The organism is Prosthecobacter fluviatilis (assembly GCF_055388355.1).
The window spans coordinates 2036220-2050515 of sequence record NZ_AP043782.1 but is presented as its reverse complement, the minus strand read 5'-3'; the positions used below and the strand labels follow the sequence as shown (position 1 = coordinate 2050515).

The following is a 14296-nucleotide window of genomic DNA, read 5'->3' as shown; positions in this document are numbered from 1 at the left end:
CGCTCGTGCGGCTATGGCTCGCCTCTGGCCGGATTTTCCAGCGCCGGGGCCAGAGGCAGCCAGGCGGCGGCGACCCAGTCGAGATACTGGGTGCCACGAAACTGCTTCTTGTAATCATACACGCTGGGCTCGCGGGTGGCGTAGCCGGGGTAGAGCCAGCGGAGCCCCGCCTCCCGGCAGTGCCGGATCTCCAGCAGCAGGGTGTAGATGCCGAGGCTGCGTTTGGAGCATTCGGGCTCAAAGATGCCGTAGATGCTGGAGGCGGCCTGCTGGCCGACGTCGAAAAAACTGGCGGCGATGAGCCGGTGGCCGTCAAACACGCGGAGCATGCGGCACTCGCAGGGGCCGTGGGCGGGGTCTGGGCCGAGAAAGGTTTCGAGGGTTTCCGGGATGTTGTGGGTGAAGCGCTGCTTGTGCCGCTGGAAGAGGGCGCGCAGCTCCGGGTCGAGGGCGGCGGGGGAGATCTCGGTGCGGAGGCCGGTGTTCTTGCTGAGCACACGGCGCTGGCTTTTGCTGAAGGAGCAGGACTCCAGATGGATGCGCAGGGGCGTGATGGTCTGCAGCCCGCCAGCGGGGGCCAGTTGGGTGCTGTAGCGAAAGAAGTAACGGCCAAAATGCCGCCAGCCTGCCGCCCACACCTGGTCCATGACTTCCGCAGGAACGGAATCGCAGATGAATGCATCGTCGAGTGCTGGCGTCATAGGAGGTCTCAATAATCCATTCGCGCAGATTGACAATCCCACGCGCGCCCGCACACTCCAAATCTGGCAGCCCCACACGCCCATGAACCTCCTCCAGCGCATCGAACGCGTTTTCTTCTGGCTCTCCTCAGCCTCCTCCGACAACCTCGATGACTGCCCGGCATGGGAGCGGCGGAAGTATGTGGCCTTTGGCGCGACGGTGCTGGTGCCCTCCACCTTTGCCATCATCGCCTGCGCGTATGCGCTGAGCACGCTCACGGACAACTGGATGATCATCGCGCCGGTGTCGCTGGTGTGGTCCTTCATCATCCTGACGGTGGACCGCGCGCTGCTGGCCACGTACCGCGCCTACCAGTCCATCTTCCGCAAGGCGGCGCAGTTTTCCCTGCGCATGGTGGTGGCGGCGCTGATGGGCATCACGATTTCCCACCCCCTGACGCTGCTGCTGTTTAAAGACACGATCACCTCCGTGGTGGAAAAGCACCGGCAGGGCGAGATCGAGGCCGCACGTGAAACCGCCAAGCAGCAGAAGGCCGCCGTGGAGGCACGGCTGGTGACGCTGGAGACAGACATCGCCAAACAGCGCGAGAACTGGAATGCGACCTTCAATGCGAAGTTTCTGGATGAGAACGGCAAGCCGGTGGAGAAGCCTCTGACGGAGGACGAGAAGGCGGCGAAGGCGGAACGTGAAGGCAAGATCGCCGAGGCGGTGGCGCCGGGCAAGGAACGCCTGACCAAGCTGGATGCCGAGATGGCCAAGCTGAGCCAGGACTACCAGAAGATCGCTGAAGAGCTGAACCACTGGCAGACGGAGTTTGAGCGCGAGGTGAACGGGCAGCGCAGCGGCATCATCGGCCTTGGGCCGCGTGCGAAGAGCATCCAGGAAGACCAGCTGACATGGCGGCGTGCGGAGAGCGCCCGCCTGAGCGGTGTGCTGGACACGATGACGAAAAACCGCGTGGTGCTGGTGGCGGAGATCAAGGCCGCTGAAGACGGCGTCAATGCCGCACTGGACGCCAAAGCACTGGAGGAAGCCGCACGCAACAAGGCGGAGCAGGACCGCATCACCGCGCTGAAGCAGAAGGTGCAGACGGAGCAGGCGGACCAGTTTGTGTCCCAGCAGAACGCCATCCGCGAGACGCTCAAGACGCAGATTGACGCGCTGCTGCTGCAGCAGAAGAACCTGCATGCGGAGATCGGCCAGCTGATCAAGGACGAGGACACGCGCATCTCCGGTATCCGCGCGGAGCCGAGGCGGGACATCCTGACGCAGACGCTGGCGCTGCACGAGCTCTTTGAGCAGGGGGCCGAGGGCGGCAGGTTTGCGCTGGTGGCGTATCTGGTGCTGACGCTGCTCTTCATGCTGGTGGACACTATCCCGCTGATCGTGAAGTTCTTCTCCAAGCCCGGCCCCTACGACACGCTGCTGGACCGTGAGGAGCGCCTCTACGATGGCGAGCGCAAGGCCTACCTGGAGGGCTTCAGCCGCCAGATGAAGGAGCTGAGCGAGAGCAAGGTGCTGAACCTCACGAGGAACAAGCCGCTGGAGCGCGCGCTCGTCACCGGTGTGGACGGTGCACGCTCCGCCAAGGAGTTCCTCGTTTATCTCATGGATCTGGAGCGTGAGTTTGAGGAGAAAAACCGCGTGGCGCGCGAGCTGGCTGCCAAGAGCGGAGTCTCCCACACGGCGGAGGTGCTGGAGGAGATGTCCCGCAATTTCTACGCCGACCTGCGCGAGCGCATGCAGACCTACTTCAGCGACGAAGACCGCCGCCGCAGGACTACCCCGGCCTCGGGCCGTGCGTGAGGTGGATTCACCTGCTGTGCCGATGAAGAGCTACCGACACTCGCCTATCGTGCATTTGATCGGTCCTGGTTTTCCGATTTTCATGGGCTGGATGATTTACCGGGTGAGTGCCGAGCCGGTGTTTCGCGGCGGCACGGAAGGGCGCGTTGCCTTCGCCGTGGTCTGTACTGTGCTGGCACTGTTTGTCGGATGGCTTTATTGGAGGACGGGGCTCAATCGCTATCAGGTGACAGATGAGGGGCTCGTGGTCTCACGCCTGCGGTCAAGCCGGCTGATCCCGTGGGGGGATATTGATGAGATGGTCTGGAACCGTCTCGCGCATTGTGTTTTCATCAAGGGGAAGGGCCGGACGCTGGTGTTTACCTCCAGCGACCAGTTTGATGATCTGCCCGAACTTATGGATGAAATATCGTGCCGTTCCCAATGCAAACTCAGCCCGAACCTTCAAGGCGTGCTGAAGTCATGAGGCCGACGGCGTGACAGAAGACTGCATGCCGTGGAGGAGCGGGCGGGACATAGGCTCGGACGCGGACTGGCAGAGGTGAGTGCCTGTGCACTTGGCCAGCAAGAGCTGGCGTGGTTTGTGCGTAGGTATGTGCAGTGATGAAAACCCCGTCTCCATTGCCGTATTTCAGCCGTCGTGAGATGCTGCGCAGCTCCTGCGCGGGCTTTGGCTATCTGGCGTTGCAAGGTGTTCTGGGACTGGAAGCTGCCAAAGCGGCAGTGGTGGACCCGCTGGCACCGAAGCAGCCGCATTTTCCGGCCCGGGCCAAGCGCGTGATCTTTCTGCTGATGAAGGGCGGTCCCTCGCAGGTGGACACCTTTGACCCGAAGCCGCTGCTGGACCGTGACAACGGCAAGCCGCCGCCTTTTGCGCTGCCTCGCGTGAAATTTGCGGAGACGGGCAATCTGCTGCGCTCTCCATGGAAGTTCCGCCAGTATGGCCAGAGCGGCCTGCCTGTGAGCGATCTTTTTCCCCATGTGGCGAAGCATGTGGACGACCTCTGCGTCATCCGCTCCATGCACGGCACGAATCCGGCGCACGGCGGCGCTCTGCTTAAGCTGCACACCGGCAGCGACACCTTTGTGCGGCCGAGCCTTGGCTCCTGGGTGAGCTACGGTCTGGGCACGGAAAATACCGACCTGCCGGCCTTCATCACCATCTGCCCGACGCTGGCACACGGTGGTGTGAACAACTGGGGCTCCGCCTTCCTGCCTGCGCACTGCCAGGGGACACCGCTGGGAAATGCCAGCATCCCTGCCGAGCAGGCGGTGGTGCGACATATTCACAACAAGATGGTCTCCCCGGAGATGCAGCGCGCGCAGCTGGATCTCGTGTCTCAGATGAACCACTCGCACCTGGAGCAGGCAGGGGCGAATGCGGCGCTGGAGGCACGCATCAACTCCTTTGAGCTGGCCTACCGCATGCAGTCCACCATGCCTGAGCTGCAGGACATTTCGGGCGAGACGGAGGCCACGCGCAAGATGTACGGCCTCGATGACCCGGTGACGGCGAATTTTGGCCGCCAGTGCCTGATGGCGCGGCGCTTTGCCGAGCGCGGCGTGCGCTTTGTGCAAGTGACGCACAGCGACAGCTTTGTGCAGTGGGACCAGCACAGCGATCTGCTCAAGGGGCACACGAAAAACGCGGCGGAAGTGGACAAACCCATCGCGGGCCTGCTGGCTGATCTGAAGTCCCGCGGGCTGCTGGATGACACGCTGGTGGTGTGGGGCGGCGAATTTGGCCGCACGCCGGTGGCGCAGGGCAGCGATGGCCGCGACCACAATCCGCACGGCTTTACCATGTGGCTGGCCGGTGGCGGCAGCAAACCGGGCACGGCCTATGGCGCCACGGACGACTACGGCTATTACGCCGCTGTGGATAAGGTACATATTCACGACCTGCATGCGACGATCCTGCACCTGCTGGGGCTGGATCATTTGAAACTTACCTACCGTTACGCCGGGCGTGATTTCCGGCTCACGGATGTGGCGGGGGAAGTGGTGAAGGGTGTGATGGCGTGAGAGGTTTCTGCTTCTCGCAGGCTTCCTTTCACGCCTCAATTGGGGCCGCTGCACTGAGCACATCGAGGGGTCACGGCTGTTCCAGCACCACCCGGAAGCCGATGCCGCTCAAGTCTTCTGGGCGGCGGCCCTGGCGGGCGCCGGCCCTCAGCATGTAGCGTGCGTTGAAGTAATAGTTTCCGCCGCGGGTCACGCGCACATCGCGCTTGGAGTTGTACCAGTCTTCACACCATTCGGCCACGTTGCCGCCCATGTCGTAGAGGCCAAGTTTGTTGGGCTTGTAGCTCATGACGGGCGCGGTGTCGGCGAAGCCGTCGTCGTAGTTTTCCTGGTCAGGCTGATGCCAGATGAGATGGTGCTTGAGGTAGCTGAGGTCGGCGTAGTTGCCCGCCCCGGCTGGAAGCGGCCAGTCGGTGCCCCAGGGGTAGATCTCCGCCACCGCTCTGTTGAGTTCCTCCGGGTTGCTGTCCTTGCCACGCTTTTCCTTGGCACCCATGCCGACGGCCTGGCTCCATTCCTCGTCTGTGGGCAGGCGGTACTTTTTGCCCTCCTTTTGGCTTAGCCAGACGCAGAAGGCGCTGGCTTCGTCCCAGTTGGTCATCACGGGATGGTCTTCCCAGCCCCACAGGGCGCGGACGTCATACCGGAGCCGTTTGGGGTGTGCCGGAGGAGTGGCTGCGATGTAGGGGGCAAAATCCTGGAAGCGGGTTTCATGCACGCACATGTGGATCTTGGTGCCGGGCACGGGGAGAAAGACCATGCCGAGGCTGTTCACTTTGGTGCCGGGCAGGTTGGTGGGGGCGGTGGTCTTCATGGTGGTGGGCAGCCGCGCCGGGACCTCGCGCCCGAGAGCGGCCAGCTTGCAGCCGAGGTCATAGGCTTCCTCCTGCTTCGTGGGCTTGCGGGGCGGGCCCAGGTCTCCGGGCTGGATCGTCAGCACCTGGCCGGGCTTGAGCTCGAGTTTTTTTCCTGCGCTCACTTCCTCCACGGTGAGGCTACCCTCAAAGACGCCCACGGTGCAGGCTCCCACGCTGGGTTCTCCTTCTTTGAGCTGGAGACCCTGGCTGTCCGTCATGAAAAAACGCCCGCCCAGGGTGGTGCACACCACGTTGGCTGTGGGCACGCCTTCTCCTGAGTTTGACTTGAACTTGTTTTTGAAGCGGAACACTGCGCCGCCTTTCTTGGCCATTTCTGCCGCATTGATGCTGAGGAAGAGCGTGGGCGTGCCGCTGATGTGGCGGTCGAAGGTGATCGTCATGCCATTCTCACCGGCCACAGGGAGGCGCAGGGAGGCACCGGAGCTGAGCACGCAGCCGCCTACTCCGGGCAGTGATACCACAGCATGGCTGGCGCTGGTATAGCCCACATCCAGCCGCGTGCCGGGGCTGAGGTGGGCTGGCTGAAACGGCTGCCCGGCAGCCGGCTCTGGCAACACGGTGGAGGTGCCACTGGTGTCCGTCTTGCCGGTGGTGATGCGGCCGCGAAATGAGGTGATGATGATCTCCGGCAGGGAGAGCACGGTCTGTGCTCCGGCGGATACCGGGAGGATGAGGCTGGCCAGGGCGAGTGACCGGAAGAGAGTGGGGAGTGTGGGTGGGGTGGGCATGGTGAGGTTCTTGGATCTTGGTTTTTGGTTCTTGGGCATGCGTGGCACAGGGTTACGGGGGGCAGGTGTTGGCTCCCCTGCCTTGCGCGTGGGTTTACTTTTCCAGGACGATGCGGAAGCCGCGGTCGGCTTCGCCGCTGTAGATGTTTTCCAGCCGTCGGGAGCTCAGCAGGAAGTCCTGGTCATTGTGCAGGAAGGATGCGCCGCGCAGGGCGAAGTTTTCCCGCGGTCCGCCTTGAGCGTCCACGGTGGCTGGAAGGGAGACCCATTCCCACACATTGCCGCCGAGATCGTACAGGCCGACGGCATTGGCGGTGTAGCTTTGTACGGGGGCGGTGGTGGGGTAGCCATCCTCGTAGCGTGGGAGGTAGGGGTCTTTCGGGCGCAGGCGGTGGTAGCTTTCGTCGCTGTAGTTGCCTGCGCCGCGCGGGGGAGGCCACTCGCTGCCCCAGGGGAAGCGGGGGGCGGGCTTCTTGGCATCCGGCCCGGTGGCGGGGCGTGCGGTGACTGCGGCGGTCCATTCCGCATCCGTGGGCAGGCGGTAGGTGCGGCCTTCCTTCAGGCTCAGCCAGGTGCAGAAGGACTGCGCGTTTTCGGGAGTGACGTGGACCACCGGGTGGTCTGGCGCGGGCCCGCCGAGGGAGTGCCCGCCGTAGGTCTGATTGGTCCAAGGAGCGGAGGAGCTGAGACGCCGTGTGTTGGCGTACGTCATGAAATCACGGAAGCGTGTCTCATGGGTGCAGAACTGCACCTTCGTGCCGGGGACGTCTACAAAGGTCATGCCGAGGCTGTTGACGAAGACGACGGGGCCGACCTTCCGGCTTGGAGGAGGTGGGGCTGTGGCAGGGGCAGAAGCGGTAGCCGGGGATGCGGGGGGCGGAGTTGCGGTTACGACAGGGGCTGACCTGGCCTGGGCTGCGCCGAGCATGCGTGCCTGGTTCTGGCTTTCGTCTGAAAGCGTGTGCAGCATCACGATGGTTTCCTTGCCTGAGATGCTGAACACGACTCTGTCCTGCTCCAGCCGCACAAATGCCGCCCGCATTTTGCTGCCTGCGCGGTCTGTCCATAGCTGGGGCGTGGTCGGGGAGGTGGCAGCGGATGGAGCGGCTGGGGCTGGCAGCGACCGCCACTCAAGATCCTTAAATTCAAAGGAGGTGGCGGGGTACAGGGCCACCACATGCCCCGGCAGCGTGATGCCGCGTGACTCCTTCATGAGCCTGCCACCCACCCATAGCTCCAGGCGGTCTGCCCAAGAGCGCAGCTCCAGCTCAAAGTCCTGCCCGGCAGGTACCTCGAGCACAGGCGGGGGGCCGTCGGTCTTGGGCTGGTCGCCTCTGGGCTGGAGCAGGCCGTTGATGACAGACACATTTTCGATCCACCGGGCGAAAATGCGTGTCGTGTTGGTATGCGTAGCATCCAACCCAAGGGTGAAGAGGTGGCCGTAGATGCCCTGCTCTGCAGTCTGGCCCCAGTGGGAGACGAGCTGCATCTCACGGGTACGAGCACGCATCCGCAGCGCCACATTTGGGCCTTCGATGACGGGCATGAAACCGTTCTGCATCACCTTCCAACCCGGTGTGGTGGAGTCGGTGATTTTCAGGTGCTGGATGATCTCCGGCTTGTCTGCGAGAAGAGAGCGCCACAGTCCGCCGGTGTCCATCTTGACGGGAGCGGTTGGCGGGGGCGTGGTGGACGCCGGCTGCCAGACGCGCAGACGCCGGAACCAGACCTCAAGGCCGGGCCCGGGGGTGCCCATGAAGAGGTTCAGCCCATGCGGGCTGGGGAGGCCGGTGGTGTCTGCATCTGCCACATGGAGCCCGTTGACAAACACACGCAGGCGACTGCCCACAGCCTCCATCCGCAGGGTGTCCCAGGCGTCTGCACCGGCGGGGTGGGCCGTGGTGACGGTGGGGGGCACGATGAATTTTTCGTCGTAGCGGAACACGTCCACCCGACCTTGGGAAGTCATGCCGACGCCGATCCACGGCATCTTCTGTGGGACGTGCAGCCCGATGCCCCATTTGCCATTCGCGGAGCGTGGCATGCGGAACTCTGCCTCGCAGACGAAGTCGGTCATTCTCAACTGGCTGAGCAGGGGCAGGCCGGGCCACCAGATGGCTTTGTCCATGGCCGTCATGCGGTAGCTTTGATCCTGCCACTTCATTTCGAGATGGGGGGACTTGGCATCGCGGAAGTGGGGCAGCGGCTGGGCGAAGTCGGCCTCCACCACGAGTTCCATGCCCGTGGTGGATGCAGGCAGTGGCGCAGATCCGGCCGGAGCAGCACCAGCAGGTGTGGCAGAAACCGCACCCGCAGGTGTGAGCTGCCGCCATTCAAGATCCTTGAACTCAAAAGGGAGAGCGGGATACAGCGCCAGCACCTTCCCCGGCAGGCTGATGTCACGCACCGCCTTGACCAGTTTGCCATCCACTAAAAGCTCCAGGCGGTCGTCCCAGGAGCGCAGCTCCAACTCATAGTCCTTTCCAATCACCACATCGAAGGCGGACGGCGGGCCGTCTGGCTGGGCGCGAATGTTGGGGGTGGGCTGCACCACTCCGTTTACAGAGGAGACTCTGTCGATCCAGCCCCCGAGCAGGCGGGTCATGGTTTCCGATGGCCGCTCCGGCGCCAGGCTGAGAAGGTGGCCATGGATGCCCTTTTCTGGAGTCTCGCTCCAGTGGGATACGAATTGGATGTAACGGCCCCGCGCGCGCAGCCGCAGCGCCACATTGCTGCCTTCGATGACGGGCATGAAGCCTTGCTGCATCATCTTCCACCCTGGAGTGGCGGGGGAGTCTCTGATGTCCAGACGCTCGATGATCTGCGGTTTTTCCTGCAGCAGCGGACGCCATGGGCCGGCGCCCGCTATCTCGCGGGAGGTTGCCGCGAGGGCAGGCACAGCAAGCACTTTGGGTTCAGGCAGCGGGGGCTGCACATCCGAGAGATGCCCCTCGCCCACATCCAGATATTCCAGCTTTTCCACAGTCATCCCGCCGAACAGCCGCACGCCCACGTGACCGCTCTCATACATGTCATCAAAGCCATGTGCTGCCAACACACCGTCTTTGAGAAGAGTGTATTCATGGCCGTCCACACGCAGCTCGATCTCAAACGGTGGCGGGTGGGCTGCCGCCACTCCTTGCGCGAAGGTGATGCTGCCCCCGTTGGCAATGGAGAGGACAGCCACCCCTCGAAACGCAGAGCCCTTCACGTGATGCAAATGATCCCGGTGGCGGACCATCATGTAGGGACAGTTTTCTCCGGTGCCGGAGATGCGTGCGCGCAACACGCCGTTTTTGTGCATGGTCTTGGTGTAGATCTCCACGCCGCTTTGCACTTTGTAGCGGGGGTTCTGATCGCCAGGGTTGGGCGGCATCAAGACCAAGCCGCTTGGTCGATCTGCCGACGCATCGAACTCCATGAGCTTGGTGGGATCGTCTCCGAGCAGATTGATCCACTGGGGCTGTGGCTTGGGCGCTGCCGCGGTCTTGCTGGCAGGGGCAGTTTCCCAAGGACGCTTCCCTACCAGCCATGCGCCCGTGGCGAGCAGGGCGACCAGCATGACCCAGAGCAGAGGGGAGCTCTTTTTTTCCTTTTCCCGATGCAGGGGGATGGTGGGACCTGCTGGCACCTGGGGCCGCTGAGGGCGGTAGGGCTGGCCGCTGGGGCGCTGGGGGCGTGCCTGGGTATCCAGCGCTGGGGGTGGTTTTACGTCATTCTCCTGCGCCTTCGTCACCGGTTGGGTGAGTAGGGCATCGAGATCATGCCGCATGTCCTGCGTGTTGGCGTAGCGCAGTTCGCGGTCTTCCCGCAGGGCCTTGGCGACGATGCCGTCATAGCGTGGGTCCAGGCCGGGGATCTGCATGGAAGGCAGCTCAAACATGCCCTGCGGCAGCTTGCCGGTGAGCATCTGGTAGAGCATGACGCCCACGGCATAGATGTCCGCCCGGTGGTCCACGCCTGCGCCGAGCATGAGCGCCTCCGGTGCCATGTAGTAGAGAGTGCCCATGGCCATGCCGCTCTGCGTGAGACCGGCCTTGTCCTCCTGCACCATCTTGGCGAGGCCGAAGTCTGCCACCTTTACCACACCGTTGTAGCCGATCATGATGTTGGCCGGCTTGATGTCGCGATGGACGATGCCGCGCTCATGCGCGTAGGAGAGTGCATCGCACACATGCGCGGTGATGGCCATGGCTTCGTTCGAGTGCAGGCGGCCGTTCGCGGCCATCATGCGGGCCACATCCGTGCCTTCGATGAACTCCATCACAATGTAGAGCAGTCCGTCTGAGGTCTCCCCGGAATCATACACGGCCACGATGCCCGGGTGGCTGAGGCGGGCCATGGCGCGCGCCTCGTTCTTGAAGCGCTCGGCGAAGCTGGCATCTGCCGAATCGAGATCGTGAGAGAGGATTTTGATGGCAACCGCGCGGTCCAGAGACTTCTGCCTGCCCTGATACACCGCGCCCATGCCGCCCCGGCCCAGCATGCGGGTGATCTCATACTGTGGGAGCAGCTTTGACAAATCGTCTGCCTGGGGCGGCTCCCAGCGTTTCTTTGGCTCGGTGGGAGTCTTTGCCTCCGTGGGCTTCATGGCCTCCTGCAGCAGGCACGCCGGGCACAGGCCGTTGGTGCCGTCTTCGGGCACCTCGGCCTGGCATTGCGGGCAGGTTCTGTGGGAGGGGGCAAAATGATCGCTCATGCCTGGAACTGACGATTTGGCCAAAAACAGTTGCCTCAAAACACGAAAATTTTTTTTGCGCAAATCGCGTGCCGCATTTTCATGCGTCTCATCTCATCCCGGACGCAGTGTGGCCAGCAGCACGGCCATCTCCTCCTCCACCGAGCCGCCCTCATTCAAAGTCGCCGCGATCTGAAGCTTGAGCAGTGTGCGGAAGCGGGAACGCAGCCGGCGGATCTGCGACTTCAATGAATTGAGGTTCATCCCGAGTTCCACGGCCAGCGCGCCCTGGTCTCCATGATCCGCGTCGCCGGTGAGCCAGGGCTGCAGTTTGTCAAATTCCAGCGCCCGGCCTTCAGCCGCGCATTCCTGCCGCAACCCTTCCAGAGTGAGACCCAGCAGCGTCAGCGCCCACTGGCGGTCAAACGCGGCGTCTGGGGAAGGCTGCGTGGCATCCGCCACGGCCCGTGTTTCATCATTTTCCAATGCTGACCACGTCAGGCCGCCGCCGCGCTTGATGCTCTGCCCCAAAGCGCGGTGATTTGAAAGGAAGTGTTTCACCGCCCCCAGAAGGTAGGAGCGGAACCTGCCGCGCTGGCGATCTGCCGCCAGCGGTGTTTCGCTGCCCAGCAGGTAGGCGAAGAACGCATGGCTTGCCTCACGCGCGGCGTCGGCATCGCGCAGCTCGCACCGCAGCCATGACACCACCGGCTCATAGTAAGCATCGCAGAGGTCCGCCAATGCGCGTTTGCCATCTTCAGAATCCGCCTGCGCCCGGCACACGTGAGACCACCGCGTGGTATGAAAACAGAACGACGTCTGAGGCGGGCTGTGCGGACGTGACAAAGGAAGGCTCATCAACGCCGATGATGGCAGACAGTTTTATCGAAACAACCTCAACCCGCCGTTGAAAAGTCGCAGGAGACTCTTTGACCAGATCTCGAAAAGCCTGGCTTCTCAAACGGGCCTGTTCTGCGCATCTGATGCGCCGTTCCTGCGTTGGTCCGTGTTCCTGGCTCCACGGGTGCCCTGCATGTGGCGGTGACACCGGATGCAGCACACGGGACAGGTGCGGTCCATTACTACTGAATGAAGAAGAACTGCCTCGTGTTCAGCACGGTCCAGAGGACGTCGCCGCGGTCGGTGGAGTCGGCGTTGTCGGCGATGGGCTTGAGGAGGGCTTTTTCCTCGGGGGTGGCTTTGCGGCTGAGAAGGCTGAGGTAAACGGTGTCAATAACCGACTCGGGGCCTTCGGCTTTGGCCTTGTCCATGGCACGAGCGATGACGGTGTAACGGTTCATCAGGTTGCTGAAGACCTTGCCGTTGAGCAGCATGAGGGCCTGGCCCACGCTGGCGTCATCATTGGCATTTTCCACGAGTTCGCGGTCGCTTTGGCCGAATTCGCGCAGGAAGTGGCCGTTGGGTGCAGGGCTGCGCAGGTCGGCGGCGCGGAGCATGTAGGTGTCGCGGAAGTTTTCCCAGGCCACGAGGGAGGTCTTTTCATTCTTGTCGTCCACGTCGAAGCGCTGGGCATCGGCGGCATAGCGGGCTTTGGCCTGCTCGTTGAGCTTGGCGCGGCGCTGCTTGGACAGGATGGCGAGCGCCTCGTCCATGCCGAGGTCTTCACCGTCCTTTTTCAGCTTGAGCACGGCGGCCACTTCCTTGGCAAAGTCTTCGTCCTTGGTGAATTCATCCAGCTTGCCTTCGCGGGCCAGCTCGGCAAAGCGCTTGAAGCCGGCGTCATAGACCACGGCGTCCACGGCTTCGTCGATGTGCTTGCGCTGGTTTTTGATGAGATCCCGGGCCTTGCGGATGGCGGCCTCGTCCTTGGACTTGGTGGCGGCCTCCATGCTTTCCTGGGCGGCACGGACTTCGGCTGCCAGTTCCTTTTGCTTCTGGGCCACTTTGATGGTGCATTCCTGCAGTTGCTGAGGGGAGAGGCTGTTGAGGGCGCGGTCCAGCCACTCGATGCGGCGCAGAGCTACCTCGGCCTCCACCTTGGTGGCGATGCTGGGCTGGTCGGCGTTGGGTTTGTAGAGGGCCACCATGCTGTCCCAGATCTGCTCGGCGCTCATGCGGCGGAGGAGGGGGCCGGGGAAGTTGTAGATCTCGCCGAGTTCGACGTCCTTGGTGTAGGCCTCGCGCTGGTAGGCCTGGGAGTTCAGGATGGCACGGATGACCGCCTTCATGTCGTAGTTGGCCGCCTTCATCGTGTCTTCCAGGAAGGTCATGAGCGCGGGATTGCTCGGCACGGTGCTGTCGGTGATTTCATCGACGGGCTCGATGATGCCCTGGCCCATGAGCTTTTTCCACAGGCGGTTGGCAATAACTGTGGTGAAGCGCGGGTTGTCCCTGCTGGTCATCCAGCTGGCGTAGGAGTCCACGGGCTTGACGCCGTCCTTCACGATCTTGCCGTCCTTGCTGAAGGAGGCGGGGATGACGGGGGCGACTTTCTGCTTGGGCTTGGCGTCGGTGTACTGGTAGTCGTGCGGCAGCGTCAGGGGCTTTTTGTCCGTCTGATCGAGGACGGCATTGTAACGCAGCGGGCGTAAGATTTCGGTCATGGCGCGGCCCACATCCTTGCGCTCGATGCCCGCGGGCAGGGGGAATTTGGAGACGGCGCCGCCGTAGCGGTTGGCCTTGTTTTTAGCGGCACCGCCGCCGTAGATGGCCTGGGCCAGCAGCGGGTTGGTGAGGCCGTTAGTGCTGGTCATCCCGTAGGTGTGGGAGGCCATCTGGTAGTAGTCCATCTGGGTCCACTTGTCGAAGGGGTGGTTGTGGCACTGGGCGCAGACCATGCTGGTGCCGAGGAAGATCTGGGTGGTCACGGCCATGTTATCCAGCGGCATGTTGTAGTCGCGGATGTAGAAGCCGATGGCGCCGTTCTCATAGGACTTGCCGTCGGCGGTCACGACCTCGCGCACCATCTGGTCGTAGGGCTTGTTGTCGCGCAGGCTGTCCTTCAGCCACCTGGAGTAGCCGTAGAAGGCGGGCAGGCTCTGGCCACCGCCGACCATCTGGCTCTTCATGCGGAGGATGTCGGCCCAGTAGTTGTAGAAATTCTGCACGTAGCCGTCGCTGGCGAGGAGCTTCTCGATGAGCTTGGCGCGCTTGTCGGCGTCGCTGCTTTTAAGAAACTCGATGGTTTCATGCAGGGTGGGGATGCGGCCGACCACATCCAGATAAACACGGCGCACAAAGACCTCGTCGCTGGCGGGCTTGTTGGGCTGGATTTTTTCCTTGGCCAGCTTGGCGTTGACGAGTTCGTCGATTTTGGCTGCGGTGGCCTGGAGGTCGGGGGCGGCCTGGGCCATGAGGGCGGAGGCGGCGAGCGATGCGAGGATGGCGCAGAGGGGATTCAGCTTCATGTGAATGGACAGTGGGGGATGGCGCGATAACGAGCTGCTTGCGGGGGTCTTTCAGCTTCTGCGCTATTCCTGAGTGCATTTCGCAGAGATTGACGGATTTTAGCTTTGACA

General features: G+C 62.9%; 8 protein-coding genes. 3 read left to right on the top strand and 5 right to left on the bottom strand.

Annotation, left to right across the window (positions count from 1 at the left end):
• Nucleotides 1-11 precede the first annotated feature (11 nt).
• Nucleotides 12-701: a GNAT family N-acetyltransferase gene (locus ACZ5WW_RS07920; RefSeq protein WP_377165430.1), complete on the bottom strand. Its 690-nt coding sequence runs from the start codon at nucleotides 699-701 to the stop codon at nucleotides 12-14.
• A gap of 82 nt (nucleotides 702-783) precedes the next feature.
• Between ACZ5WW_RS07920 and ACZ5WW_RS07915 the strand changes: the two genes are divergently transcribed.
• The 3 genes from ACZ5WW_RS07915 to ACZ5WW_RS07905 all read left to right on the top strand — a co-directional run bounded on the left by ACZ5WW_RS07915 (nucleotide 784) and on the right by ACZ5WW_RS07905 (nucleotide 4533).
• Entirely contained in the window at nucleotides 784-2508 is a 1725-nt protein-coding gene (locus ACZ5WW_RS07915; RefSeq protein WP_377165432.1) for a DUF4407 domain-containing protein, read from the top strand.
• 22 nt (nucleotides 2509-2530) lie between these two features.
• Entirely contained in the window at nucleotides 2531-2974 is a 444-nt protein-coding gene (locus tag ACZ5WW_RS07910) for a PH domain-containing protein (RefSeq protein ID WP_377165434.1), read from the top strand.
• A 137-nt stretch (nucleotides 2975-3111) separates the two neighbouring features.
• On the top strand, nucleotides 3112-4533 hold the full coding sequence (locus ACZ5WW_RS07905; protein ID WP_377165436.1) for a DUF1501 domain-containing protein: 1422 nt from the start codon (nucleotides 3112-3114) through the stop codon (nucleotides 4531-4533).
• A 70-nt stretch (nucleotides 4534-4603) separates the two neighbouring features.
• Here the strand turns inward: ACZ5WW_RS07905 and ACZ5WW_RS07900 are convergent, their stop codons facing one another.
• The 4 genes from ACZ5WW_RS07900 to ACZ5WW_RS07885 all read right to left on the bottom strand — a co-directional run bounded on the left by ACZ5WW_RS07900 (nucleotide 4604) and on the right by ACZ5WW_RS07885 (nucleotide 14185).
• Nucleotides 4604-6178: a formylglycine-generating enzyme family protein gene (locus tag ACZ5WW_RS07900; protein WP_464694229.1), complete on the bottom strand. Its 1575-nt coding sequence runs from the start codon at nucleotides 6176-6178 to the stop codon at nucleotides 4604-4606.
• Nucleotides 6179-6233: 55 nt separating this feature from the next.
• Nucleotides 6234-10838, bottom strand: coding sequence for a bifunctional serine/threonine-protein kinase/formylglycine-generating enzyme family protein (locus ACZ5WW_RS07895; protein WP_377165440.1), 4605 nt, complete (start codon nucleotides 10836-10838; stop codon nucleotides 6234-6236).
• 93 nt (nucleotides 10839-10931) lie between these two features.
• On the bottom strand, nucleotides 10932-11675 hold the full coding sequence (locus tag ACZ5WW_RS07890) for a sigma-70 family RNA polymerase sigma factor (protein ID WP_377165442.1): 744 nt from the start codon (nucleotides 11673-11675) through the stop codon (nucleotides 10932-10934).
• Between the two features lie 224 nt (nucleotides 11676-11899).
• The gene (locus ACZ5WW_RS07885) at nucleotides 11900-14185 is read right to left on the bottom strand and encodes a DUF1549 domain-containing protein (protein WP_377165444.1); all 2286 of its coding nucleotides are present in this window, start codon (nucleotides 14183-14185) and stop codon (nucleotides 11900-11902) included.
• Nucleotides 14186-14296: the final 111 nt, after the last annotated feature.